The sequence below is a fragment of the Paenibacillus camerounensis genome, from assembly GCF_000723885.1.
Lineage (GTDB): Bacteria > Bacillota > Bacilli > Paenibacillales > Paenibacillaceae > Paenibacillus_AQ > Paenibacillus_AQ camerounensis.
Map to the genome: position 1 here is coordinate 68,154 of NZ_CCDG010000035.1, position 25,748 is coordinate 93,901.

At 48.3% G+C, this 25,748-nt stretch carries 20 protein-coding genes and 1 pseudogene; 9 read left to right on the plus strand and 12 right to left on the minus strand.

The genetic code is table 11. From position 1 onward, the window contains the following. Positions 1–197: 197 nt before the first annotated feature. The 3 genes from BN3772_RS13200 to BN3772_RS13210 form a co-directional block, all read right to left on the minus strand. Positions 198–2,486: a preprotein translocase subunit SecA gene (locus tag BN3772_RS13200; RefSeq protein ID WP_042199930.1), complete on the minus strand. Its 2,289-nt coding sequence runs from the start codon at positions 2,484–2,486 to the stop codon at positions 198–200. A 37-nt stretch (positions 2,487–2,523) separates the two neighbouring features. Continuing rightward, positions 2,524–2,730: a helix-turn-helix transcriptional regulator gene (locus BN3772_RS13205; protein WP_042176301.1), complete on the minus strand. Its 207-nt coding sequence runs from the start codon at positions 2,728–2,730 to the stop codon at positions 2,524–2,526. Positions 2,731–2,975: 245 nt separating this feature from the next. Next, positions 2,976–3,188 carry a hypothetical protein gene (locus BN3772_RS13210; protein ID WP_042199935.1) on the minus strand — a complete coding sequence of 71 codons (213 nt, stop codon included), beginning with the start codon at positions 3,186–3,188 and terminating at the stop codon, positions 2,976–2,978. A 304-nt stretch (positions 3,189–3,492) separates the two neighbouring features. On the opposite strand from BN3772_RS13210, the gene BN3772_RS13215 reads away from it, so the two are divergent. After that, positions 3,493–5,397, plus strand: a complete 1,905-nt coding sequence (locus BN3772_RS13215) for a serine hydrolase domain-containing protein (RefSeq protein WP_157643592.1) — start codon at positions 3,493–3,495, stop codon at positions 5,395–5,397. A gap of 97 nt (positions 5,398–5,494) precedes the next feature. On the opposite strand, the gene BN3772_RS13220 is transcribed toward BN3772_RS13215, so the two are convergent. From BN3772_RS13220 to BN3772_RS13240, 5 genes are all read right to left on the minus strand, one after another. Next, positions 5,495–7,555 (minus strand): methyl-accepting chemotaxis protein, encoded by a 2,061-nt coding sequence (locus tag BN3772_RS13220; protein ID WP_042199937.1) that lies wholly within the window; start codon positions 7,553–7,555, stop codon positions 5,495–5,497. 142 nt (positions 7,556–7,697) lie between these two features. Then, positions 7,698–8,984 (minus strand): hypothetical protein, encoded by a 1,287-nt coding sequence (locus tag BN3772_RS13225; RefSeq protein ID WP_042199938.1) that lies wholly within the window; start codon positions 8,982–8,984, stop codon positions 7,698–7,700. 155 nt (positions 8,985–9,139) lie between these two features. Beyond that, positions 9,140–10,630, minus strand: a complete 1,491-nt coding sequence (locus BN3772_RS13230; protein WP_042199939.1) for a DHA2 family efflux MFS transporter permease subunit — start codon at positions 10,628–10,630, stop codon at positions 9,140–9,142. 40 nt (positions 10,631–10,670) lie between these two features. Continuing rightward, a complete protein-coding gene (locus BN3772_RS13235) occupies positions 10,671–11,204 on the minus strand; it encodes a SoxR reducing system RseC family protein (protein ID WP_042199941.1) in 534 nt (177 codons plus the stop codon). Between the two features lie 234 nt (positions 11,205–11,438). Continuing rightward, on the minus strand, positions 11,439–12,707 hold the full coding sequence (locus BN3772_RS13240) for a methyl-accepting chemotaxis protein (RefSeq protein ID WP_209443648.1): 1,269 nt from the start codon (positions 12,705–12,707) through the stop codon (positions 11,439–11,441). Positions 12,708–13,127: 420 nt separating this feature from the next. Between BN3772_RS13240 and BN3772_RS13245 the strand changes: the two genes are divergently transcribed. The 3 genes from BN3772_RS13245 to BN3772_RS13255 all read left to right on the plus strand — a co-directional run bounded on the left by BN3772_RS13245 (position 13,128) and on the right by BN3772_RS13255 (position 15,498). Then, positions 13,128–13,799 carry a response regulator transcription factor gene (locus BN3772_RS13245; protein ID WP_042199943.1) on the plus strand — a complete coding sequence of 224 codons (672 nt, stop codon included), beginning with the start codon at positions 13,128–13,130 and terminating at the stop codon, positions 13,797–13,799. Further along, complete coding sequence (locus BN3772_RS13250; RefSeq protein ID WP_042199944.1) at positions 13,796–14,872, plus strand: HAMP domain-containing sensor histidine kinase; 1,077 nt, start codon at positions 13,796–13,798, stop codon at positions 14,870–14,872. The genes BN3772_RS13245 and BN3772_RS13250 overlap by 4 nt, the downstream gene beginning before the upstream one ends. Positions 14,873–14,946: 74 nt before the next feature. Next, on the plus strand, positions 14,947–15,498 hold the full coding sequence (locus BN3772_RS13255; RefSeq protein WP_042199945.1) for a hypothetical protein: 552 nt from the start codon (positions 14,947–14,949) through the stop codon (positions 15,496–15,498). A gap of 71 nt (positions 15,499–15,569) precedes the next feature. On the opposite strand, the gene BN3772_RS13260 is transcribed toward BN3772_RS13255, so the two are convergent. Beyond that, positions 15,570–15,983, minus strand: coding sequence for a hypothetical protein (locus BN3772_RS13260; RefSeq protein ID WP_244444737.1), 414 nt, complete (start codon positions 15,981–15,983; stop codon positions 15,570–15,572). A gap of 457 nt (positions 15,984–16,440) precedes the next feature. On the opposite strand from BN3772_RS13260, the gene BN3772_RS13265 reads away from it, so the two are divergent. From BN3772_RS13265 to BN3772_RS13280, 4 genes are all read left to right on the plus strand, one after another. Beyond that, the gene (locus BN3772_RS13265; RefSeq protein WP_244444738.1) at positions 16,441–18,060 is read left to right on the plus strand and encodes a helix-turn-helix domain-containing protein; all 1,620 of its coding nucleotides are present in this window, start codon (positions 16,441–16,443) and stop codon (positions 18,058–18,060) included. A 106-nt stretch (positions 18,061–18,166) separates the two neighbouring features. Continuing rightward, positions 18,167–19,180 carry an ABC transporter substrate-binding protein gene (locus BN3772_RS13270; protein ID WP_042199948.1) on the plus strand — a complete coding sequence of 338 codons (1,014 nt, stop codon included), beginning with the start codon at positions 18,167–18,169 and terminating at the stop codon, positions 19,178–19,180. Further along, positions 19,180–20,217: an NAD(P)/FAD-dependent oxidoreductase gene (locus BN3772_RS13275; protein ID WP_042199950.1), complete on the plus strand. Its 1,038-nt coding sequence runs from the start codon at positions 19,180–19,182 to the stop codon at positions 20,215–20,217. Before BN3772_RS13270 ends, BN3772_RS13275 begins: the two co-directional genes overlap by 1 nt. Before the next feature lie 425 nt (positions 20,218–20,642). Beyond that, on the plus strand, positions 20,643–21,326 hold the full coding sequence (locus BN3772_RS13280) for a hypothetical protein (protein ID WP_042199953.1): 684 nt from the start codon (positions 20,643–20,645) through the stop codon (positions 21,324–21,326). Positions 21,327–22,044: 718 nt separating this feature from the next. Here the strand turns inward: BN3772_RS13280 and BN3772_RS13285 are convergent. The 3 genes and pseudogenes from BN3772_RS13285 to BN3772_RS13290 form a co-directional block, all read right to left on the minus strand. Continuing rightward, positions 22,045–22,959 carry a phosphotransferase gene (locus BN3772_RS13285; RefSeq protein ID WP_042199954.1) on the minus strand — a complete coding sequence of 305 codons (915 nt, stop codon included), beginning with the start codon at positions 22,957–22,959 and terminating at the stop codon, positions 22,045–22,047. A 61-nt stretch (positions 22,960–23,020) separates the two neighbouring features. Beyond that, positions 23,021–23,131, minus strand: a pseudogene (locus BN3772_RS30655) (IS1595 family transposase); the annotation flags it as partial. 168 nt (positions 23,132–23,299) lie between these two features. Next, on the minus strand, positions 23,300–24,220 hold the full coding sequence (locus BN3772_RS13290) for a sulfurtransferase (RefSeq protein ID WP_042199956.1): 921 nt from the start codon (positions 24,218–24,220) through the stop codon (positions 23,300–23,302). Between the two features lie 227 nt (positions 24,221–24,447). On the opposite strand from BN3772_RS13290, the gene BN3772_RS13300 reads away from it, so the two are divergent. Beyond that, positions 24,448–25,461, plus strand: a complete 1,014-nt coding sequence (locus tag BN3772_RS13300; RefSeq protein ID WP_042199960.1) for a phosphotransferase enzyme family protein — start codon at positions 24,448–24,450, stop codon at positions 25,459–25,461. Positions 25,462–25,748: the final 287 nt, after the last annotated feature.

Sequence of the window (25,748 nt, forward strand, 5' to 3'; positions counted from 1 at the left end):
GAGTAGTGTGACTCCGTTGCTATGGCAACAGAAGACAGGAAATATTGTCAACACAAAAAAGCCGCCGGGAACGATCACGGACAGCTTCGCAAAATAATTACAACATTGTTTGCGATAATTCGACATCGCATAATATCTCGATCATAAATCTCCGTTACAATTGATGGATTCGCCTCATTATTGGAAGCCAGGCCGGCTCAATACTTAGGCAGCTTAATAACCGGTGACAATATCCACTTTAGAGGCTTGCGGAGCCAGTAGGACAGTACGGTAGCAGCGGTCCATGAGCTGCGTTTATCCTGGATGTATTGGTCATTGATAATATAAGTCCGGGTGGAGGGGGGACTCATCAAGCCGAGCTTTTCCCAATCTGCCGGATCATTCGAGCCTCCAAGTTTAGCAAGCATTTTAGCTGACGCCTTATCGATTTTAGCATGAAGCTGCTCGAAGGCTTGGCTGGTCTGGTGATGAAATTCGTCAATCGGATTGCGGCTGGCAAGGCTCTCCAGATGAATGCTTTCGCGCAGGTAAGAGATGTAGGCCAAATGCTCAGCCCAAAACTCGTCAATATAATAGAGCCGGACCCGCTGCTCCGAAGGGCTCAGCCCTTGTCTGTCTCTCAGAATATCCAGCCGTTCACTGTAGAGAATCCGCCTCTGATCCTCTACCATATCGGAATAACCGTTCAGCTCCTGGTGGATTTCAAAGTTCTGGCCCATAATAACGCGCTGTATATGTGTGATTGTGCTGCGGAGTGCCGGATCTTCGAGAGCGTCATCCTGCCGTGGTGTACGAACGGCCTTATCATTGCCGAAGCGCAGCATCAGCTCATCCTCCAGACTTACAAAAAATACAGATGAACCCGGGTCGCCCTGGCGCCCGGAACGCCCGCGCAGCTGATTGTCAATCCGCACACTTTCGTTCACATGTGTACCGATTACATATAGTCCTCCCAGCTTGGCAACAGCGTCAGCCTGCCGGGAATCGCCGCCGCCGAGCCGGATATCGACACCGCGTCCTGCCATATTCGTCGATACGGTCACGGCACCGAGCACACCCGCTTTGGCGATAATTCCGGCTTCCTCTGCGTCGTTCCTGGCATTCAGAACATGGCAGGGTACACCGGCGGCTGTCAGTGCCCCGGCCAGCTGGTCTGATTCCTCGACGCTTGAAGTCCCTATGAGAATTGGGCGTCCTGTGGCATGGACTGAGGATATATCCTTAACAAGCGCATGAAGTTTGGCTGCTTTATCGGTATAGATCCGGTACGGATGGTCTATCCGATTGTTGGGACGGTTAGGCGGAATTTGCACGACCTGCAGGCTATAGGTCTTATCGAACTCCATAGCTGATGCACGGGCTGTTGCCGTCATGCCGCAAATCTTCGGATACAGGCTGATAAAGTGCTGGACGGTGATCGTTCCTAGGATTTTACCGCCGGCTAAGGAAGTTAGTCCTTCTTTGGCAACAAGCGCGGCCTGCAATCCTTCCGGTAAATACCGGTTCTCCGCGACGCGCCCGGTGTATTCTTCGATTAACTCGATTTTACCGTCCCGGACGATGTAATCGATGTCTTTTTTCATCAATGCTTCCACATGCAGCGCACAATTCAGAGACGTTAATAAATCGCTGTTATGGCTGTCATATAAATTGCCGCATCCCAGCAGCAGCTCTGCTTGTACAGCACCTGCTTCATTCAGATAGACATTGCGCTTAAAGTCGTCAAAGTCGTAATGTTCAGCCGCTTGAAGCTGCCGGGCCACTTCTGAGAACCGCAGGTCCTCATTCGTTGAAGTGCTTGTGTCGCCGCTGATGACGAGTGGCACCCTGGCTTCGTCAAGAAGCAGTGAATCCGCTTCGTCTACAATGACATAGTGGAAGGGACGGTGTACGGTATCGGCTTCGTTTAATACGATGGAGTCGCGCAAATAATCGAATCCCGCTTCTTTTGCCGTAACATAGGTTATATCACTGGCATACGCTTCCCTTTTCAGAGACAGACTCATGCCTGCTTGAACCGCATTGACGGATAACCCCAGGAAACGATAGACCGGTCCCATCCACTGTGCATCCCGATCAGCCAGATAATCATTAAAGGTCAGCACATGTACACCTTGTCCGGTCAACGCGTTGAGATAAGCGGGCATAACGGCAGACAAAGTTTTACCTTCGCCGGTGTGCTGTTCGATCAAATGACGCTCGTGCAGGGCAATGGCGGCCATAATCTGGACCTTGTAAGGCTGTAACCCGAGGGTCCGCTTCGCCGCTTCACAGACTACAGCATAAGCATCCACCAGCAGCTCGTCCACAGCCGTGCCGGATTTTGCAGCCATCTGCAGCCGGAGAGATTCCTTCTGAAGCTGTTCATCGTCCCAAGCTGCCAGATTTCTGGCTCTGATAAGCTCTGCTTTGTGCTGAAGGTTTTTTAATTTATTCTGATTATCATAGTCTTTAAAGGAACGGAGTAACCGGCCGGCTATATTCATTGGATTAAATCCCCTCTCGATCGAATACCGCTAGTTGTTATTCAGCTTCTTCTTTCAGATAAAATACATCTTCGACATTCAGATGGAAGGCGGCGGCGATTTTTAGAGCGAGGGTAACAGAAGGGGAGTAGTCTCCTTTTTCTATCAGCCCTATGGTCTGGCGTGTGGCTCCGATTGCATCAGCCAGGTCCTGCTGCGACCATCTGAAGCGTGCCCTGAGTTCACGGACGTTGTTAGCAAGCATGCTGCAGTTCCTTTCCAGATAATGTATTAGGGATAATTGTAGCCTTTCGAGAGAGAAATGTAAATGATCTATTGCATTTTGGAAGGTATATTAGACATTATTGGGGAAAAGAGTGGATCATCTCACCGATAGCGGGGATTCTGACGAGTGCGTTATATGTAGGGGCCGGACTGATCCTTCGCAGTAGAAGATTGCGGAAGTCCAGTCCGGCCGGTGTTTATCCAGGTGTTTAACCAGTAGTCTGATTAATCCGTAGAACCGGATTCCTGACGTTTAATGGCTTTCTCATCGCTTACCGCGTTCAATTCATACTCGTTCTGATGGAATTCCTTAAGCATATTACGGTAAATATGAGCCTCCTGATGGTTCAGGCCATCACGGTTTTCTTTTAAGACCCAATTCTCAACGGTTTTTTTCAAAAGTTCGCTTTTCCGCTCCAGCAGTTCTGTATAACTCAAATTACTTCATCCTTTCCGGTATAGGTGATCGGTAAGTATAACGTTACACCCGGCGTAATGTTTCTCATTATACAGGAAAGCCTGAACGTTCCCAATTCGCGTCAGCAGTCCTTATATAGACTGAGCACGGCGCTGACAGGAACAGCAGGCCTCAGCAGGCTTCTTCGTAAAAGTCCGGCCGGATGCTCCGGTATGCTGGCTGATGCATCATCGGTACTATTTTAGATTATTAGGCTATATGGAAGGTATTTTGATAGAATAGGGGGGACTGCAGTAATTTACCTGACAACAAGGAGAGGTTTCATTGTTAAGAAGAGGAATGATACTTGTATTATCGGTCCTATTGCTATTATCCGGCAGTGTGACAGTATTTGCAGCTGAGAAGACAGGAGAGGGAGTGACACCTTCCGGTATTCCGCTGGCCGGCCTGGAAGCCTTTGTCGACAATTATGTACAAGAATACATAGGACAAAAGACGGTAGGCGCATCCGTTGTTATGGTGAAGGATGGCCGGATCGTTCTGTCCAAGGGTTACGGCTTCGCCGACGTAGAGCGGCAGATCCCTGTCTCCCCGGATACGGTGATGGAGTGGGGCTCCATCAGCAAGCTGGCAGTCTGGACTTCAGTGATGCAGCTGGCTGAACAGGGGAAGCTTGATCTGAATCAGGATATCCGCAGCTATCTGCCGCCGGATTTCCTGACCAGGCTGAAATACAGCGAGCCGGTTACGATGCTCAACCTGATGAACCATAATGCCGGATTTGAAGAGTATATGTTCGATATGGCCTATCAGTCCCCTGAGGAGGTACAGTCACTGGAAGCAGGGCTGCGGCTTGCCCAGCCGGCACAGATTTTCAGACCCGGGGAGGTGGTGGCTTACTCGAACTACGGGAATTCACTTGCTGCTTATATTGTGGAGTTAATCAGCGGCCAGCCCTATCATGATTATGTGCAGGAGCATATTTTTGAGCCGCTGGGCATGCAGGATTCCATTGCGTATTCCGTTGTCGAAGACCGTCCCGAGCTGCTTGAGCATAAGGCTAGGGGATATTTCTTCGAAGAAGAGGGCTCCTTCACGCAAGGATCATGGAATTATATGTCCATGTATCCTAACGGCGGCAATAACGGGACTGCAGAGGATCTCGCTAAGTTTGCAATGGCATTTATGCCTGCAGCAGGAGAACAATCTCCACTGTTTGAGAAGCCGGAGACGCTGGAGACGATGCTGGCCCGCAGCTATTCCAGCGCTGAAGGGATGCCGGGCATTGCCCATGGCTTCTGGGAATATCCGGGTACGCTGCGGACGCTGGGGCATGGCGGAAATACGATTGCTTTTGCTACGAATCTGCAGCTTGTGCCTGAAGACCGGTTTGCAGTTATTATTATGACCAATCAGGCCGGTGAATCCAATATCGTGCATGGCCTCACCAAAGAGATCGTAGGCATGCGCGGGCTGACAGAGGCTGTGGATCTGCCCGATACTTCTGCGGTGCAGGGCGAGTTCATGGCTGCGCGGCGCCCGGGGTATGGCTTCATGAATCTATTTCCATATCTGACGCTGATGAAGCTTAAGCCGCAGGGTGAGAATCAGCTTCAGGTATCTCTTGCAGGCATGACTGGAAGCTATCAGCAGGTTGAGCCGTACCTTTACCAGAAGGTGGGCGGAGATTCGGCACTTGATGTCTGGCCGATGCTGTACGCTAAGATGGGGGATGGCAAGGTGGAGGCAATCTCAGTCTACACCTCCGATTATTTACCGCTGCCGGCCGGCAGAACAATGCCTGTGCTTATTATCAATGCCTTACTTGCAGTGCTGGCTGTCGTCTATTTCATTATCTCCCCGTTTGTATTGCTGGTGCAGGCTGTTTTGAAAAAACGCAGAGCCAGCAGACACTCTGTGTCAGGCGCCGGGAGCCGCAGACTGCTGACCTGCCTTACCCTCACAGGGACAGGCATTGTGGCAAACAATCTGATATTGGCTCTAAGGATGCTCAGCAACAATGAGCGTGCATATTCCGAAGTCTATCCGCAGCTTGTAATTAACTACGTCCTGACCGGACTGGCGGTGCTATTTGCTGCGGTGCTGTTAATATCCTGGACATCAAAACGTTCTGCATTAACCGTCCGTGATAAGCGGGCAGCCATACTGCCCGTCGTAATGATTGCTGTACTGGCAGGGCTGCTGGTTTTCTGGCAATTCTACAGTTAAGCAAGTTTATCGTAACACCCATACAAAAGGCCTGCGCTAAGCGCAGGCCTTTTGTATTCATTAGCTTGACTGTAGGGCAGTCCCTATAATTGTCCCGTCACTCAACCTTAAATTGTTTTAATTCCTCCTCCAGCCTTTGGGAGATTTGACTCAATTGTCTGGATAATTCGGCGACCTGCTCGATGCTGCTTAATTGCTCCTGTGTATTGGCGCTCACCTCTTGTGTGGAGGCGGAATTCTCCTCGGTTGTGGAAGAGATGATCTCAATAGCCTGTAGAATCTCATCCTTGTGCTTATGGACAATGGAGGTGTTATTGCTGATCTGAATCATCCGTAGCTTCAATTCCTCCAGATCCCTGTTCAGATCAAAGAAGACCTGCTTCGCATTCTCTACGGACCGGGCATTTTCCTCAGCAATCTTCAAGCCATTATTAGTGTGCTCTACTGAGATTACTGTTTTTTCTTCAATGGCGCTGACTTTTTTGTAGATTTCCTGCGTCGCTAATGCCGTTTGTTCAGCGAGCTTCCGGACTTCTCCGGCTACCACCGCAAATCCCCGGCCATGTTCACCTGCACGTGCAGCCTCTATAGAAGCGTTGAGCGCCAGCAGGTTGGTCTGGGTGGCGATCTGATTAACGGTGCCCACAATGCCCGTAATCTCGTGCCGGCTGGTATCAATTGCCTCTATAATAGACGACACTGCCTGAGTTGATCTGTGATTGTCTTCAGCGGATTGGGATAGCTGTTCTACCAAGGCAAGACCTGTTTCGCTCAGCTGCACAGAGATTTGCGCCATCGATTCCACAGCCTGCGCATCACTGGTAATTTCGTTAATCTGATCCGACAGAGCCCCTGTTTTGCGCAGGATACTTTCTGATTCTGTTGACTGGTAATTTGTGGCGTTGGCAATCTCATTGATGGCTGTCGCCGTTTCGTTCATCGTTACGGCAGTGCCGGCAGAAATACTTTGCAGGTTATGGGAAGACTGGCTCAACACCTGGGTAGTATTGCTGATGACTTGGATCATGCCTTGAATCTTCAGGACCATGCTGGAGATACCTTGGGCAATCTGTCCGATTTCGTTGTCTGAATGTTCTTTGAACTGAACCGTCAGATCACCGTCTTCAATCCGTTTGATTGCAGTAAGCAGCCTTGGTATAGCCCGCAGCAGGTACCGGAGTGTGACATAACAGATTACCACCAAAAGAAGGGCAGCTGCTGAAAAACCGGCAATTGTGCTGCGGGTAAAGGATTTTAATTCGCTTAGCGCTTCTTGCTGAGTAATGGTCAAGCCGACAGACCACCCTGTATCCTTGCTGGTAGCGTACCCGATATAACGAGATTCACCATTATCATTTATCAGCTCTACGCCGGATTCGCCATTAACCATTTTTTTGCCGATTAAGCCGAGGTCACCAGAGCTATCATTAATTTTTTCATTCATGACTTTGTCTTTGTCGGGGTGATACAGCAGGTCACCGGAGCGGGTGGCCAGGATGGAATAACCGGTGCTTCCCAGCGAGTAGCTCTGCATGATGGACGGAATATCATCGAAGGCAATGTCTGCGGCAATAAAGCCGATCAGCTGATTACTGTCATTTTTAATCGGATAAAAGATACCCATCAGCAAAGTGCCGGTGTTGACATCAGCATAGGGCTCTGAATAATACAGGCCGTCAGCGTCGGATGCAGGCTTGAAGTAGGGACGTGAACGGATATCAAAATCAGACTTGGAGGCCACTCCGTCATTTTGCAGGAAATAGCCCTTTCCGGAAAATCCGGCAACCCAGGCATCGGCAAAGGACGGCTCTGATTTAACAATTTCTGCCAAGGTCGCTATGGTGTCAGCAGCATGCGGGGATGTGGTCACCTGATCTGGTGTTGTACTCTCAATATATTGCCTGAAAAGATCGTTCGTGGACATTTGCTTGACGAGTGAGCCCTTTTCCTTAAATAAGGCATCGAATTGGCTGACAATCCCCTGTGTTTGGGTCATGAGTATAGACTCCTGCTGGTCAACCAGAATGCTTTTGGTGTTCGAAAAAAAGAAGGTACCGAGAATCGAGAAGACGACAACGATGATGACTAGCAGGACGAGGGCCAAAGTGTTTGCAATGCTCGATGAACGAAAAGCCCGTTTTTTGATAAGCTGTGACATAAGTCATCCCCCGAAAGTATTATTGAGCGAAAGCTCTTAAATAATATGTCGGAATATGGGCGATAATCTTTTAGATATCATGCAAAACCGGTTTGGAGCATTGCTCCAAACCGGTTTTGCACAAGAATGCAGGCATCAGGCACTATTTCAAAATATATTTTGTCAAAGTATTATTGAACCAATAGTCTGATAGATAAAGCTCGCCTTTTCCGGCGTAGATGTATTGGTGTCCGGCGTGATAGTCGGTCCATAGCGTGGAGAGATGGTATTTAATCTGCAAATTCCCCGGATCAAGCACGTAAAAATCCTCTCTGGCTACATCCCCTTCAAAAGTCTCCGGATCAATTACTGCCGGACGTTCCTGCCACTGGTACTGCTTCTCTACAGTAATTTCGCCCGAAGGCGTTATGCGGGAATTCCAGCCGGTATCACCAAGCTCGCCGATTTGCTGCTTGCCGAGCAGCTTGTTGTCTTTGCTGTACAGCCGGTACACGGCACTGTTGCTCTGGACCAGATAGTTATTGCCGGTAATGCCGAGGACACGGTCTTTAGGGTTAAGCGTGTGTACCCAATTCTTTTTGCCATCCGCACCGAATCCGATTAGCTTGTAGTCAGTCTTGCTGTATAAGGAGACTAATACGGACCCGCCGCTGAAGGGCTGTACCCCCACATTGACGTCAACCATTTCTTTAGGGGCGGTGTATTTGACGAAAGGCGTTTTGAGGGAATCCAGACTCCGGTAGACATTCACGCTGGACTGGTCAGAATTATGCACAATATAGCCGTTCGGGAGTATCTCCAATGTACCTGTTGTTAGTGCACCTTTGGTTACTGCCAGTTTTCGGACCTGCTTCCCGTCACTGCTGAACTCCTCGAAGTGGCGGGTAGAGGTCTTGCTTGAATAGCTATAGGTAGTGTAATACAGCAGAAGATTTCCGGTATCCAGCACAACCAGATCGAACGTAGTATTGAACGTTTTGGTCCATTTCAGCTTGCCGTTCTCATTGACTGCGGAGAGGAGGACCTTTGTTCCATTATCGTTCCTTTTATAAAAATAGCTGTTGCCATCCTTGCTGTAGTAAGGGTACGATCCGCTGAAAATTTGGTCATTGGCAATATCATAGTAGTCATAGACCCAGTTGGCAGTGCCTGTTTTGCGGTCTGCGGCTGCGTAGGCTAAGAGGGTGGACTTGGTTTTGGATGCTGAGACAGCCACTTTCTTGCGCAGCTGGAAGAACACGCGGTTCTTGCTCTGTAAACTGTCATAGGTGTTAAAAGTGGTGTAGCCCTCGGGCAGCTTGTAGCTCCATTCCGGCTCCGGCAGCTGCTGGGTTTTGTAAGCTGCGGAGGTTCTGCCTGGTGTCAGCAGCTGGGCGGCAAGCAAAATAGCCAGCGCAGCTGCAGATAATTTGAATCGTTTTGTACTCATGCTCCTATACCTCTTTTTCTATGTATTGGACTTTCCTTCATTCCGTTTCCTATTGTAATAGCTCGGACCCGAAAAGAACAAGGAAAGCAATGTCAGAAATAGAGCCGGGAGGAGGCTTGGTATTACGTTCAAGCGCAAGACAGCGTATCTTTTCTTTAATTTCGGGCGGCTTTAACCTTCATCTTTTGCTGCAGCCCTTCGGATGTTCCCTGTGACGGTTGACCGGTTTGTTTGATAAACAAGGATAATAGTAAGCCAATGATGCTGATACCGACAATTACGAGGTAGGCGTCATTGATGCCCTGGATAGAAGCTTCGAGCATCATTTGCTCCCGGGTTCCGCCTCCGGCGATCATATCCTGCATATGAGTCTTGGTGCTGCTGGCCATAACGGTGACTAGCAGTGAAGTACCCACAGCGCCGGCTACCTGCTTAACCGTATTGGAGATGGCTGTGCCATGCGCATTAAGCTTGGCTGGCAGCTGATTCAGACCCGCAGTTTGTATAGGCATAAGAATCATGGCTAATCCAATCCGCCGGCCGGTTGACATGAGAGCCATATACAGGTAGCCGGTAGAGTCTGTCAAGTTAGTAAAGCTTATGGTGGTAGCAATCAGAATCAGCAAACCGATGATGGCCAGCCATTTGGCCCCGTACTTATCAAATAGCTTGCCGGTCACCGGCATCAGGATACCCATCACAAGGGAGCCGGGCAGCAGCAGAAATCCTGATTCCATTGCCGTGTACCCGCGGGCATTCTGCAGATAGAGCGGCAGCAGGATCATATCGGCATACATCACAATAGTTACGGCCATATTGATAACGGTGGTTAAAGAGAACATCTTGTACTGGAACGCCCGGAGATCAAGAAGCGGGCTCTTGGACACCAGCTGCCGCCAAGTGAATAATCCAAGTGAAAGGATACCGGCACCAAGAGATATGAGCACTTCGGTACTTAACCAGCCTGCACTGCCTGCCCGGCTGAAGCCGTACAATAAAGTCCCGAAGCCAATCGTGGAGATTGTGACACTTAGCAGGTCAAGCCGGGAAGAGGAACGTGCCGATACATTCTTCAGATAGATAAAGCCGCCGATGATGATAAGGGAAACCAAAGGGATCATGCCGTAGAACATGGTCTCCCAGCGGTAATGTTCCAGAATGTATCCGGCCAGGGTAGGTCCGACCGCGGGAGCAAAAATGACTGCTAACCCGACCATGCCCATAGCGGCGCCTCTTTTTTCTGGAGGATAGAGGGTTAGAATTACATTCATGAGCAGCGGCATGATAATGCCTGAGCCAACGGCCTGAATCAGTCGTCCCGTTAAGAGCACCGGGAAGCCTGTTGCGATTGCTGAAATGACCGTTCCTGCTAAAAAGATGATCATCGAAGTCTGAAAAAGCTCGCGTGTCGTAAATCTTTGCATTAAATAGCCTGTAATCGGAATCAGTACACCGCTAACCAGCATATAGCCCGTCGTTAACCACTGGGCGGTTGAAGCCGTTATACTGAAATCGATCATTAATTCAGGCAAAACCACACTCATAATCGTCTGATTCAGTGTCGCAAGAAAAGCTCCCAGAATCATAATGATAACAATGGGTACCTTTCTGACGGAACGGATATCTGCTGCTACATCTTTACTCATTTTTCTTCATCCTTTCAAATTGTACCGTTATTTGTCGGGTTTATCTTGCTAGCAGGGCATTAGCCGTCTGACACAGCTCATAGATTTCGTCATATTTCTGATCAATAAGAGGTGCTACCATGCCTGTCTTCTTCTTGCTGATATTGGAGTAGAGGAGGTAGGGGATGATCCAGCCTGCGAAACCAGGGATGGCCAGAAGGATAGAAAGAGTCTGACGGTCATCCTGGTTAGCGAACACAGAGGCAGCCACAAAGGCAGTCCCAATAACACCGGCAACATAGGCAATAGCAGAAGCACGGATAACCTTAGAGTTTTCCAGTGATACGATTTCTGCAACGGTGGCGTCAAACTGGCGCTGAAGACGGGTCAGTTCGGCTTTGTTGCGGATCTTGCGGTCCCGCTTGAACTTCATCGTTACGGAGTTCACATTCTGTACGGAGTTCGAAGTGCTGTCCAGTGCCCAGCCGAAATTATGATATCCGTCGATATACACCGACTCCATTTTGCGCTTTACCGTAACGTCTTTGTACTCATAACCTACAAAATCAGCTTTGTTTCCTGTAATCTCATTCATCCTTTATTCTCCTTTAACTGATAAAGTTTATTTGGTGAACCGTCTGCTTCACCTGATAGGATCATTGTAGAGGCAAGATATTTAAGAATTGCTTACGCCATGTTTGAGATATATTAATTGAAATCTATGAATTGAAAGTTCATACGGGGCTGGTCTTGAGTATAAAAAAACAGCCCGAATTCGTTGTTGAATTCGGACTGCTTCTATAATCTGGCGTATCTATAGTAGAGGGAACTAATCAGCTGAGCCTGTAGTTTGAATTAATCCTTGCAATTGGACACTTGAGTGGCTAATCCTCTCAATCGAGGTATAGATAATATCAATGCTGTCATCCTGCACCTTATTAGCACTGAGCAGTTCATTTGTGGCTATCAGATTCTTACCGGCAATAGCAGAGCTTGTCTCAGATTGCTCACGGATCTGCGAGAACACTTCGCTGACATGATTGATTTTATCAAGCTCAGCTTCGATATAACGGTCAATCGTTTCAAAAGCAGAGCTGATTTGTGCAAAGCTGCCAATGACTTGCTTCGTAATCACTTCTCCTTTTTTCACAGCTGCTTCCTCATCGGTCGCTTTCTGCAAAACGGCATTTGTTTTCGCTTTGATGTCCTGTACAATATCATTAATATCCTCGACGGTTCCGGCGCTTTGTTCTGCAAGCTTCTTAATCTGCAGCGCGACAACACTAAATCCTGCCCCGGATTCTCCTGCCCTTGCAGCTTCAATTCTTGCATTAAGCGCCAGCAGGTTGGTTTCACCGGCGATTTGGCTAATGGCAGCGAGGAAACCGTTCACCTGCTCTATGCTCTTGTTGAGGGCGCCGACAGTAGAGAAGGATTCCTGCACGGCTAACTTGATAATGCTCATCTGCTCGTCCATTTGACGGAACTGCTCCGCGCTTTGCGCCAGGGTATGGCTGGCGTCCTCAGAGGTTTTTGACAAGGCGGTTGACATCCTATTGATTTCCGTCATCTCTGTATCCGCACTGTTCATCATTCTATTCATTTGGACCAGGCTGTCCGTTTGCTGTGCAACATCCTCTGACACCTCATTCATTTGGGCCGACATCGTGCTGCTGATGTTTCGGAGTACATGAATATCCTTGTTGCAATGATCAATATTTTTATGGAGCTGAACCGTATTTTCACCAATTACACGAACCATATTTTGGGCTTCCGCTGCATTGCTCTGAGCTTCCGCCTCATTATAATTAGAGAGCTCTATTAAATCTGCACTCCGCTTGCATACAAAATACAGGACCATAACCAGTAGCACTAAAAACCCCATGTTTATAAAGTAGTAATTGAAATCTTTGCTATTCTGGTCTACAAAGTGCATTACGGTAAAGGTTATGGTGTATAAGCCGCCAAAGCTGAATAGCAGGGCTTTATTCAAATATAAAGAAACCAGGCACAGAACGGTTGCAATAATCATACCTGTATAAGCCCCGCCCACATAGTTAACAGTACAAGTAAGAATCGCCATAAATAAAACAGCCATCGTTAATGTATGCTTTTTTGTTTTGAGGATTAATATAGTAGCCGTACACAGCTCAATTAAGAGCGAACCAACAATGGCGCCGGGTACATTGTCCGTATAATACAGGAAGGCTGCCCCGATCAGGATGACCCATAATATAACGGTTAAAATCTTATTTACCTTGGCCCTGTTTGTAACTATAAAATGACTCTCCATATTCATTCCTCCAGCGGTTCAACTGTTTATTTTCTTGTGATGTGAGTGATTGTATTACCGGAATGTTTATGTTGTGCTTGTGAAATGTTTCTATTGTATTAATCCTGGGCTCTATCACGAAACCAATGTCATTTAATTAATAATTTATAAACAAAACGCAAACAAACTATAAATGCGAAGACAGTAATGTAGGACAAGATGCAGGATTTAGAGGAGGATAAGAGTATGATTCATATTTTGGTGGTTGAGGACGATATTAAGCTGAATCAGATCGTCTGCACCTATTTAAACGATAGCGGCTATAATGCCAAAGGATGTCTGAATCCGCGCGAGGCTTATGATTTAATGTATAACCATTTGTACGATATGATTATTTCAGATATTATGATGCCGGAAATCGACGGATTTGAGTTTGCAGATAACGTTCGCCAATTGAACAAAACCATTCCCATTCTTTTTATGACAGCCAAGGATGACATTATTTCTAAGCAAAAGGGCTTTAAAATCGGCATTGATGATTATATGGTTAAGCCTATTAACCTGGATGAGCTGATTATGCGGGTGGGGGCTCTGCTGCGCCGGGCTAATATTATGGAGGAACGCAAGATGACCGCCGGCAACCTTAAGCTGGATGCAGATGCAATGACCGCGTCGATCGACGATGAAGAGGTTCCCCTCACCCTGAGAGAGTTCAATATTCTGTATAAGCTGCTCTCTTACCCGAAAAAAACCTTTACGCGCGCACAGCTGATGGATGAGTTTTGGGGTGTAGAATCAGAGACCAGCCTGCGGGCTGTCGATGTCTATGTAACCAAGCTGCGGGATAAGCTGTCTTCCTGTACCGGTTTTCAAATCGTGACTGTGCGCGGATTGGGGTATAAGGCGGTGCTGCTGTGAGCGTAAAGGACCCAAGAGTTAAAGCGCCAATATTTCCCCTTTACAGCTTTGTTCTTTCTTTTTTGGTGCTCGGAGCACTCACTACAGGCCAGATGCTGATTCTACAGAACTATCTTGATTTTAAGAATGTATCCCAGGGGTATGTCGTTTCTGTTCTAATGTACTGGGTATTGGTCGCTGCCGCGTTCACCCTGTTAACCCGGTACCAGTTCATCCGGCGCTACCACAAACCAATGGAAGAGTTTGCAGCGGCCACCAGAAAAGTGGCAAGAGGTGATTTCTCGGTCTACGTTTCTCCAAGGCATCTTAAAGATAAAATGGATTATCTGGATGCGATATGCATCGACTTCAATGTAATGGTAGAGGAGCTCGGCAGTATCGAAACACTGAAAACTGATTTTTTCTCCAATGTATCCCACGAGATTAAAACTCCGCTGTCGGTTATTCAAAATTATGCGCAGGCGCTAAAAAATGAAAAGCTGACTCCCGAGCTAAGAGCAGGCTACATTGATACCATCCTTGACTCTTCCTCCAGGCTAAGCGGACTTATTACCAATATTCTTAAGCTGAATAAGCTGGAAAAACAAAATTTGCCGCAGATTTCGGAATCCTATGATCTTTGTGCTCAGCTATGCGAATGCGCTCTGGGATTTGAGGAGCTGTGGATGAGCAAGAACATTGAATTTATCGCAGACATCGAGGACCGAGCCATGATTGAGGCTGATGCCAGCCTTGTAGAGCTTATATGGAATAATCTTCTATCCAATGCCATCAAGTTTACTGAGCCTGGCGGCACCGTGATTCTCCAGCAGAGCTCAACAGATACCGAGGTGATTGTCTCTATAACCGATACCGGCTGCGGGATGAGCGAGGAAACCATGAAGTACATTTTCGATAAATTTTATCAGGGCGATACCTCCCACTCCACAGAAGGAAACGGATTAGGGCTCGCTCTTGTTCTCCGTATTTTACAGCTGATAGGCGGAAGTATTACCGTTGCAAGCATACCCTCGGACAAGACTTCCTTCACCGTTCGTATTCCTGTCCGTCCCGCAGCTGCAGCGGAGTATTAATGCAATGTGAACATATCTTAAGCAATCCTGCAATATTCGCTTGTTATTCTTAGGCCAGTAAAGGAGTTGATCTTATGAATGAAATCACAAGAAGCGGGAGCAGCTTTGTCGGCTATGATTATAAAGAAGTATTGATAGACCCGGAAAGAACCTCTATGTATGTTGACGGCTATGCAAATTTCGGATGGGTTCTGGAGGAAAAAATTCAGCCTGCAAGCTATACAGGTAAAGGCCCTATGGGCAAAGTGAAGCTCAAACTCAAGCGGGACCGCAAAATTTTGAACAAAACGGAACTGACCCGTCTGGAGCGTCATTTCGAAGCCTGCATGAGAGAACTGGAAAGGATTAATTATGCCAAAACCTCCTTCGCTATGATGTGGGCGCTGATTATTGGGATAATGGGTACGGCTTTTATGGCAGGCTCTGTATTTGCAGTTACACATGATCCGCCGAGAATTCTGCTATGCATTGTGCTGGCAATACCGGCATTTACGGGCTGGATTGTGCCCCCTGTTATCTATAAGACGCTGGTTCATAAAAAAGCAAAAAAGACCGATCCGTTAATGGAGCAGAAGGTAGATGAGCTTTATGAAATCTGTGAAAAAGGGAATAAATTGCTGATCTAGTGACACTAAGAAAAGGCTGGAGCGGGTGAAGCCCCGAATCCAGCCTTTTCTATTTAATTTGCATCAGTCTGCTAGAAGGTTTCATATTCAGCCTGTGGCGCCTGTTTTTTATGGAGCATGCAGAACCCTAAGATAATGAATAAAAGACTACAGCCCATCCCGAGTAAAGCGCTGCTCTTTAAGGCGCTTGGGGATTGCTGCATGGTCAGTAGCGTATACTGGGTTACTACAATCGACACCAATGCGTCGGTAAAACTGAATATTTTCAGCGTGGATACAATGGGGCCTTTACGTCCCCGGTTGCCCAGTATCCCATACAGGCCCAGTCCCAGCTTGGTGAAAGAAATAGTGGCGACAAGAAGAACAAGGGTTCCTTCAATGATTACAGCGTCTCCTAACAGATACATGCGCACAGAAATAAGCAGATAAGAGAGACCCAGCAGGCAAAGGAAAAAGCCGCTGCGCCTGAACACGGCATGTTCCATCCGGGCTCTTTCTGCGGGCTGCTCTATTAGTCGGGCTGCAGTATATTTATGAAGCGCCTGGCCTCTTGCTGCGCTGAGAAGCAGATAATAGACAGCATTAGTCATAAACCAGCCTGACAGAAGATACACACCAAGGATCAGCTTACCTGCGCCAATCAGCATATTGATTAGAAGTGAACCGGTGTTGACCAGTGCAGCCCGGTCTTGATAATCACTGCGGTAAAGCTTCAGTAACTCCTTAATGAATATCCATCCTTTCGGCCGGCCGGCGGTTTGCTTTTCGGCGTATTGTGATGAAGCAATCCTATCAGCACAATGTTGAAGAGATGCTTCTGAATTGTTAAAGAATTATTAATTCAGCAGCTGCATACAGGCAGATCATCTATAATGGAGTCCTTTGACGCTCACAGCAACAGCAGGTAGACTGGTAGAATGACATCGCAGAAAGGGTGACAGCATGGCAAGTGAAGAATGGGTAGCGGAATGGATCTCAACGAAGCCATTAACGGGGCGATGGATGGTTGCCGGGGAGGTTCATCACTTTCAGAATCCGGCTTTGTTATTTATTACGGATGGACAATCTGCCTGGGACATTAACAGTCAGAAGGTTCAGATCTCCTGCGGTCAGCTGATCGCTGTAGAGACCGGTACAGTCATTAAGCTTACTGAGGGCGGAACACCGGACTTATCGGGCTGGGAGCTTCAGTTCAATCTATATACGTTGTTTAGCGGAGAGGAAAGAAAAGAAGTGGACTGGAAAGTTCCCGCCGGAAATTCCTTTCAGCAGGTACAGTTATCGGAGCTGACCCTGGCAGGCTTGGGACATTATTTCAGAGCAGAGAATGCGCAGGAGCTGATTCAGATCCGGATTAGTAATCAATCGCTTCTATACGAATTGCTGAAACATATTTACCGGAAGCAGCCGCGCGCTGTGCAGACCATTGAGGAAGGGCTGCAGCGGTCCGTTTCTTATATGCAGGAATACTATGGAGAAGTGATTACCCGCAATCAGCTGGCGCAGATTACCGGGGTCAGCCCATGGCATTATTCAAGGAAATTTAGTGAGCGGTATGGGGTATCGCCACTGAGCTATCTGTCACAATACCGGGTGTTCCGGGCGCAGGAGCAGCTATTGCTGACCGAATCTTCCTCCCAGGATATTTCCAGGCAAGCAGGCTTTGAGGATGCCCATTATTTCAGCCGCCGCTTCAAGCAGCTCACAGGCGTATCGCCGCGGAATTATGTACAGTCACTGGGCCAGCGCAAAATCATGGCATTATCACCCCTTATCGCAGAAACGATGATTATGCTGGACATAATTCCCCATAGTGTGGCAGTGTCTCCCATTCTTCTGGCAGACCATCAACACAAGCTATTTGCAAGCCATCATATAGAGATTATAGAAACGGCCCAATTCGATCTGGATGTTGAACGGATTGCCGTTGTACAGCCTGAGTTAATTATAGGACCATATATTTTGGAGGAGAAAAAGCAAAAGCTGCGTACCGTTGCGCCAGTCATTGGTGATTTGCAGCTGGATCTGGAGGAGCTTCTTCAGTCTTTAGGAGCGTTGTTTCAGAAGGATGCGGAAGTGCGGAGTATTCTGATGGATCTGGAGAACAAGCGGGCAGAGGCAAGGAATCAGCTGGAGCGCGTGATACGGAGCGGGGCAACGGTGATGGTGCTAAGAATTGAACCCTTCGGCTACCGCTATCTGGGCGGCCGCTCTGCCAAGATATCCAGATTACTGTACGGACAGCTTCAGTTGACTCTTCCCGAGCCGTTAAAGTCTGGTGAAGGCTGGTTTAATCCCTGCTCTGTCGAGCTGCTGGAGCTGGCGAATCCCGATTATTTGTTTGTTGAGCCGCGTGTAATGGAGCATTTTGATGCCTTAGAACGCTGGAGAGAATTAATGGAGAGCCGGCAGTGGGGTCGCCTGAAGGCCGTTCAAAACAATAAGGTGTTCAATGTTGACACGCGTCTTTGGGTGGACGGATTCGGCAGCGCAGGTTTTCCCCTGATACTGGATCAGATTACCAGCTGTATAAGTGAACATGAAGAATACTGCACACAATAATCCAAGTGAATACGCACAATTCACTATGGAAAGGCTGCCCCTTATTTGATAACCTTTGATAATGATTATCATTAACAATCATTAACAACAAAAGGGGCGAAACAACATGTCTAAAATAGGTTTCAAAATGTCAGGATTTCTGCTGCTGGCGCTAATGCTGGTGCTTGGGGCCTGCTCGAATGCTTCAAGTACAGCAGATGTATCTACTACTTCAAATACATCTGCTGAAGTAAAGGAATCCGGGAATGACACTGCTGCTAATGCTACTAAGATAGTAAAGGATATCTTTGGTGAGGTGGAAATTCCGACCGAGCCCCACAACCTGCTTGTAACAAATTCAAGCTATGCGGAGTATCTGATCGAAATCGGAATTGTGCCGCAAATGGTGCTTTTAACTGCAGAGATAGAACCGGATTACCGTAAGCCTTATTTTGAGCAGCATGGGGTTAAGATGATTGAAACCGTGCAGTATCAGTATAATTATGAGCAGCTGCTGGCCCTTTCACCGGATCTGATTATATCCCAGGGATCAGGGATGGAGCAGACTGTGTATGACGATTTGAACAAAGTAGCTCCAACAGTGGCGATGGATACCACCGGCGATATGGAGGATGCGATACCGAAATTTGGAGAACTGTTCGGTAAAACAGCTGAAGCTACACAGGTGCTTGAGGTCTTCAACGGCAAGGTCGATCAGGCTAGAACTGAAATTGCCCAGGCCATTGGAGATAAGACGGTGCTGGTCCTGCGTGTGGAGAGTGACAGATACCGCTATATGGGGGCACAGGCAGCGAACAGCAGCAGCAGATTTTTTTATGAGAAGCTCGGATTACATATTCCTGAGATCTTTAAGGATTCCAAGGACTGGTTTACGCCGTTCTCATTAGAAATTCTGCCGGAGATTAAGCCGGATTACATTTTTCTGGAGCAACGGATGCTGCAAGGATCAGATGCTTCACAATCGATGAAGGATCTGGAAGCCAATCCTTTATGGAAAAGCATGGAGGCGGTTAAAAACGGACAGGTCTTCCCGCTGAAAACCAGTGATTTCGTACAGGGAGTGGGTCCGGTCGGATCTGCCCTGCTGATTGATTATATTGTTGAAAAGCTGGTGCCGTGATGAACCCTGAGCAGCTGGATATATACGACGTTACGATTGTGGGAGGCGGGCCTGCGGGGATGTATGCAGCTTTTTATAGCGGTCTGCGGGCTATGCGTACCAAGCTTATTGAGGCAAAAATGGAACTGGGCGGATTCATGCGCACCTATCCGGAAAAGCTGATCTGGGATGTCGGCGGAATTGAGCCGGTACGCTGTGAGAAATTGATAGAATCCCTGGAACGGCAAGCACGTACATTCGATCCGACTCTTATCTTCGGGCAGGAAATCGCAGATATGGAGCGGCGCGAGGATAATATACTTGTATTGACCTCCAGGACAGGAGAGCTTCATTACACCCGTACGGTGCTGCTGTGTGCCGGAAGAGGGATGACGCATATTCAGAAACTGGATATACAGGGAGCCAGCCGTTATGAATTAACGAACCTGCATTATACAATAACGGATTACTCCCGGTTTAGGGATAAGCATGTGCTGATCTCCGGCGGAGGGAATGCTGCCGTTGACTGGGCCAATGAATTAGCTGATGTGGCCAGGCAGGTCACGGTGGTTCACAGACGTCATGAATTTGGCGGGCATGAGCAGCCGGTAGAACAGATGAGGGCTGTCTGTAAAGTGATGACTCCTTATAGTCTTACCAGGTTATACGGGGCCGGTGAACGAATCGAACACGTCGAGCTTGTTCATACCGGAACAGGGGAAGCCCTGCAAGCCGATGTGGATGAAGTCGTGGTAAGTCATGGCTATGACCGTGATTTCGGCAACCTTACAAGCTGGGAACTTCACGGCGGTGACTACGGGGTAACGGTTGATGCGCAGATGCGGACGAGTGAGCCGGGGGTTTTTGGAGCGGGTGATTTCATCACCTATGACAGTAAGGTTCGTCTGATCGCAGGGGCCTTTAATGATGCCGTACTGGCTGTCAACAGCGCAAAAAAGTATCTTGATCCGGGAGCGGCAAAAATGGCGGGTGTATCCTCCCACAATCCCCGGTTCTTGGAGAAAAACAAAAAGATAAACCAGCGCAGCAAGAGCTAAGATAATAAAATCTGGTGTAATAAACATACAATGGACTGAAACGGGCGTGTTGCTTAAACCCTGGATCAGTCCATTGTGCTGATTACTGTGCTATTTATCGTGCTATTTATTCAAGTGACGGTGATTTTACGCTGCGCCTGTTGTCACAGGATTCCACTTACAGCTGATCCAGCAGCTCCAGCTTGCAGCGCTGTTTGAAACTGCTAGCGCTCGCTCAGCCTCTGGGGAGCGACGCTTAGTGCCGGTGGAGATAATATTAGTATAGTAAGTTGATATTTATGTATTGTATTAGCTGACCAATAGTGGCACACTAAGTATAGATACCAGTTAACGCGGCAAAGCATGCCCCGTCTCCTTATCCATTTGGAAGGAGGCGGGGTTTTGTGCATTCAGACAACACATTTTGTTGAAAGTGAGGAATGGGAATGGGTTTTACAAGTGAACATGATCAATGGTTGTCCAATCATTTGAAACAAAGAAGGGGGGAGCGGCTTGATGCCCTAAAACGGGGTCATGGGTACGGTAACCGCTTGTTTGTTGAACAGGTGTGGTGGCCGCTTGCCGGACATTTTCAGGGACTGCACCCGGAATACGAAGTGAAGGACTGGCGCGGCAGATCCTATTTTATCGATCTCTTATGGGAGGTCGGGTCGTCGCGGATTGCATTTGAGGTTATGGATTTTGGCTCGCACGGCAAGGACCGGAGCAAATACCGAATGGACCTGAACCGCGGGCTTTTTTTGCAGTCACAGGACTGTGCGGTGCTCTATATCTCGTTGGATGAGCTGAAGGAAAATCCCTTGTTCATCCTATCCGCGCTGCGGAACATCCTGTATCCTTATTTATCGGCGGGAAAGTCTGCAAATGCATGGGCTGAGCGTTCCTATTCAAAAATCGAACGTAACTTGATGCGCTCGGCCATCCGTCATCATCGTGTTCTTCGTCCGGTTGATGCCGCAAGAGAGCTGGAGCTGCATACAATGACAGTCATAAAATACTGCCGCATACTGGTGGAAAAGGGAAAGTTCCGCCCTGTGGCAAGAGGGGCATCTCAGCGGATTATTTGCTATGAGTATATAGGTACGCTACACAGTCCAGATCTGGTCTGAGGATTAGTGCGTCCTGCGAATGTATGTGAACAAGCGAATAAAATGAGCTGCTGTGGGGGGAACGAGCCCGAGGTATGTGAAAAAGCGAATATATTTGGCTTGTGTGAGGGGAATGAGCCGTATGTATGTGGAAAAGTGAGTACATGGTATTGGTGTAAGGGGGATGAGCCGTATGTATGTGAAAAAGTGAGTACATTCGGCTTATGTGGGGTAAACGAGGCGAATGTATGCGGAAAATCGAATACATAGTGCTTGTGTGGGGATAAACGAGCCAAATGTATGTGAAAAAGTGAGTACATGGTGCTGGAGTGGGGGGAAATGTGGCGAATGTATGCGGAAAATCGAATACATAGTGCTTGTGTGGAGATAAACGAGCCAGATGTATGTGAAAAAGCGAATACATGGCACTGGTGTGAGGGAAAACGAGCCGAATGTGTATGAAAAAGCGAATACAATGTGTGTTTGCGGAGGTAAATAGCTCCTTTAATTGTTGGCTATGTTAGATTCTATGTTGATATTTGAGCATAAGAAAACCACCTTCGTTGATAAGGCGGTTTATTGCTATCTTGACCCGTTAGCGCAACGACTTACACTGTTGAATTTCGTGTTCCTCAACATAAAGCGGCATCAGAGAAGGCGGATCGTACCTTATCGCGGACTTTAAATGACAAAATGATGCCGATAGCCATAGCCCCATAGCCGAAAGGAAATAATGAGCCTAATCCGACAGTGCCCGCATGATGTTGGATTTCGCCTCTGATGCAATCGCTTCATTCCGGTCATCGACCGCTTGCATTAAGATCAGCATGGGGATGTATACCGCGATCAGCCGCGCCAGCAGCTTCGTTTCCTCGTCCGCTCCTCCGTACGTTTCAAAAAACACGCCGCGAGCGAAGGGTGGTAAAAAGCTATAGGCAATGCTCAAATCGCAAGCCGGATGGCCTATGCTCAGATCGCCCCAATCAATGATGCCGGAAACGATCCCGTTCTCATTCACAAGCATATTTTTGAAATGAAGATCGCCATGTAGCAGTGCATTCACCGGCTCGACACGGTCCTTTTGCAGCCTGCTAATATACGCTTCGATCACACCGGACTCCTCCGGTGACAAGTGTTCAACCACCTTCGATAGAAAGCCCTCCATTTTCACTTTTCGCGATGTTATGTCCGTCAAGTTTCGATGATCTTGCCGAACTCCGAATTTCAGCGCCGCCTGCACCGGAAACTCATGTAATCTCCGCAAAAAATTTGCCAGCGTCTCTGCCGATAAAGCCCGGCGTTCTTCCGTCAAACCGATTGGGAAATCTCCTGGCACGTGGGCATAGCCAAGAAATGGTGCCGGGTATTCGTCACTTGCTTCGCCATAAAACAACGGTTTCGGGTAAGGGATGGTCAAATATGCCTCCAGCCTTGGCAGCAGCTTCCCTTCCATACGAATGGAGCCAACTGCAATCGTTCTTCTTGGAAACCGGAACACGTACTCGTCACCGATCAGAAAAACCGTATTGTCCCAGCCCCAGCCCATTCGCTTCACTTGCTTCGATGACAGCTGAGGGAATTGTCTGCCGATTAGCATCCGCGCTTCCTCTTCGTTTACCTCCCACTCCGCATCCCATACATTCGTTCCTCCCATGAAATGTCTGCCTCCTCGCTCCTTACGTTATTTAGATGATATCTATGTGCTTCTGCTCTTAAATTTCATCAATCGCTCGAACTGGAAGTGCTACTCCCTTGGTTCTGGAATGCAAAAAGTAGATAAGTTCTCGCTTACCATTATCGTCCAGCGTATCAGCAAGCTGTTTCAGTTCCTTTAATCTATGGGCAGATCATCTCCGAACAGTTATATTGCCCTTATTATAGAACGATTGTTCTTAATTATCGTATATCAACAACAAAGTTTAACATAGCCTAATTGTTAGAAAGTAACATTAGCCCGCGCTAGACGCGGGCTAATCATAAAACTAATCATGTAGCTATTCCCCAGTAGCCACCGGATTCTCCTCATAACTAATCCAATCGCTCCAGCTCCCTGCATACAGCCGTACTTTCTTAAATCCGGCCTTCTCCAGCGCCAGCACATTCGGGCAGGCGGTTACGCCGGAGCCGCAGTAAACGATGATCTCACGGTCCTTGTCGAGTCCGGCAAAATGCTCTTCAAGCTGCTCAGCGCTTTTGTAGCTGCCGTCAGCATTCTGCGTGTTCTTCCAGAAGTAGTTAAGCGCGCCGGGGATATGGCCGGCTTTCTTATCCATAGTCTCGTTCTTTCCCTGGTAGCGGTCATTGGCTCTGGAGTCAATCAGAATAGGGCCGGCAGAGGAGATAGCGGAAAGTTCGCTTTCAGTACAAGCATTAGTCTCAGCCCCAGTATCTGCGCCATCACCAGCAGCGGCACCAACCAGCTTTTCTGATACCGCCCGGACCTCATCCACACCCGCCAGCATCTGCGGCTGCACATTTGCAGTGAAGGTGCTAGGTACCCGCACAGGCTGGTGATCGGTCACCGGATATTTAGCCTCTTTCCATGTACTGAAGCTGTCCTCCAGAATAAAGACCTGCTCATGCCCCAGGTAACGCAGTAGCCACCAGAGCCGGGCCGCATTCATGCCGCTCTCGTCATCGTAGGCAACAATGCGTGTATCATTGCTGATGCCCAGCCTAGAGAGACGGGCTGAAAGCACCTGCGGGTCGGGCAGCGGATGGCGTCCGCCGTGCTCTGTGACCGGGCCGGACAGGTCCAGCTCCAGGTCGAGATAGACCGCTCCCGGGATATGCTCTAGCTCAAAGCTTTCCCGGCCGGCCTGAGGCTTGCCTAGTGTGAACCGGCAATCCACAATCGTCTGTTCCGGGTCATACAATCTGGCCAGCAGCCAGCGTTTGGATACAGTTGCTTCCATTCATGATCCCATCCTTTATATGATTCAATATGAAACTTATTATAGCGGAAAAACCGGAAATCCGCAGGTGCTCTGCTGTGAACGCTGCACATTGGAGAATTTGACAGAGCTGTGTGCTGATTTTACAATTGCTGATGAACAGTTGATTATTCTCATTGTATTGACGAATGTAACCTGTGTAATTATCACCATACATATTTGAACATCTAGGAAAGGGGTGTAAGCCTGTGGAAACTATTGTAAGCAAGGTCTGGCCGCAATGGGACGGAACCCTGGAGAAACGCAGCGGGGGCTGGAATAACACGACCTATATTGTGAGCGGAAACGGCCGTAAGGGCGTATTGCGTATTTATGATACACACCGTGACAGGGGTAAAATCGAATTTGAACATGCTGTGCTGCTGGAGCTGCATAAGCTGTCATTACCGTTTGGTACACCGTTGCCGGTTCAGGCGGTGGATGGAGCTACAATGGTACAGCTTGAGGAGGTGGGCGGCAAATTCGCCTGTCTGTTCCGTTATATGGAGGGGGATTCGCCAACTAAGCAGGATACCCGTTACTATGAATCCTTCGGTATGGCGGCTGGACAGCTCACTTCCGTATTGGCCGGAATTGATCCGGTGCTGCAGCCGGTTTACCGTCCCTACTATGAGCTGCGTCAGGCCTATCCGCTTTGTACCGAAGAGACGGTCCGGCAGCTATGCCATAACCCGCCCGAGGTGCTGGGAGATTTGAAAGCAGAGCTTAACAGCCTGTATCAGGCGTATGTAAATATTGCAGACTCGCTAAAAGAACTGGAGACGCTGCCCCATCAGCTGGTCCACGGCGATCTCAATGCCTCTAATCTGCTGGTGGATACGGAGGATCACAGCAGGGTAGCGGCGCTGCTTGATTTTGAATTCTGTACATATGATCTGCGCGCAATGGACGCCGCGGTAATCCTGTCGGGTCTGCTGGGCCTTCCTGAAGAGCAGCGGATCATCCGTGAATTCTGCCTGGGGTTCAGCCGCAGTGTAACGCTGACTGATGATGAGCTGACAGCCATTCCGACTCTGATGCTGCTGCGCAAGGTGGATGTATTTCTGCATTTTGCCTCACGTTATCTGGAAGGAACGGACGGGGCAGAAGTGTTGCAGGAGCAGACAAGAATGCTGGCTGCTGATCTGATTCAGCTGTCGGCGGGCACAGCGGATATTCTGGATATTTTGCGGGAGGAGCAGAATAAGGTTGGCCGCGGATAGTAAGCCAGGTGGATAACTGTATTCCGTGCAACTAAAAGCAGGAAAAACGAACCCCAGTGGCATATAGCTGCACTTGGTACAGCTAAAACGGTTCCAAATCGCTAAATCCGGCGTTTAGCAGACTTTTAAGTGTACAGAGTGCAGCTAAAGGTGTATTCAACCAGAAATCCGGTGTTTTAGTTGTATCAAGTACACTTATACCAAACATTCATCCTTCACATCAAAACAGCTGCAGCACCAATCCCTGAAAAAGCTTCTTCAGGCACATTGATGCTGCAGCTGTTCCT

Coding starts and splice junctions, on each gene's coding strand:
- BN3772_RS13260 (WP_244444737.1), bottom strand. CDS start 15,983: ATGGAACATGCCGTGTTCAGGCGCAGCGGCTTTTTCCTTTGCCTGCTG.
- BN3772_RS13240 (WP_209443648.1), bottom strand. CDS start 12,707: ATGGCTGTTTTATTTATGGCGATTCTTACTTGTACTGTTAACTATGTG.
- BN3772_RS13220 (WP_042199937.1), bottom strand. CDS start 7,555: ATGTCACAGCTTATCAAAAAACGGGCTTTTCGTTCATCGAGCATTGCA.
- BN3772_RS13235 (WP_042199941.1), bottom strand. CDS start 11,204: ATGAATGAGATTACAGGAAACAAAGCTGATTTTGTAGGTTATGAGTAC.
- BN3772_RS13290 (WP_042199956.1), bottom strand. CDS start 24,220: ATGGAAGCAACTGTATCCAAACGCTGGCTGCTGGCCAGATTGTATGAC.
- BN3772_RS13255 (WP_042199945.1), top strand. CDS start 14,947: ATGAATGAAATCACAAGAAGCGGGAGCAGCTTTGTCGGCTATGATTAT.
- BN3772_RS13270 (WP_042199948.1), top strand. CDS start 18,167: ATGTCTAAAATAGGTTTCAAAATGTCAGGATTTCTGCTGCTGGCGCTA.
- BN3772_RS13280 (WP_042199953.1), top strand. CDS start 20,643: ATGGGTTTTACAAGTGAACATGATCAATGGTTGTCCAATCATTTGAAA.
- BN3772_RS13225 (WP_042199938.1), bottom strand. CDS start 8,984: ATGAGTACAAAACGATTCAAATTATCTGCAGCTGCGCTGGCTATTTTG.
- BN3772_RS13205 (WP_042176301.1), bottom strand. CDS start 2,730: ATGCTTGCTAACAACGTCCGTGAACTCAGGGCACGCTTCAGATGGTCG.
- BN3772_RS13230 (WP_042199939.1), bottom strand. CDS start 10,630: ATGAGTAAAGATGTAGCAGCAGATATCCGTTCCGTCAGAAAGGTACCC.
- BN3772_RS13285 (WP_042199954.1), bottom strand. CDS start 22,959: ATGGGAGGAACGAATGTATGGGATGCGGAGTGGGAGGTAAACGAAGAG.
- BN3772_RS13200 (WP_042199930.1), bottom strand. CDS start 2,486: ATGAATATAGCCGGCCGGTTACTCCGTTCCTTTAAAGACTATGATAAT.
- BN3772_RS13245 (WP_042199943.1), top strand. CDS start 13,128: ATGATTCATATTTTGGTGGTTGAGGACGATATTAAGCTGAATCAGATC.
- BN3772_RS13265 (WP_244444738.1), top strand. CDS start 16,441: ATGGCAAGTGAAGAATGGGTAGCGGAATGGATCTCAACGAAGCCATTA.
- BN3772_RS13275 (WP_042199950.1), top strand. CDS start 19,180: ATGAACCCTGAGCAGCTGGATATATACGACGTTACGATTGTGGGAGGC.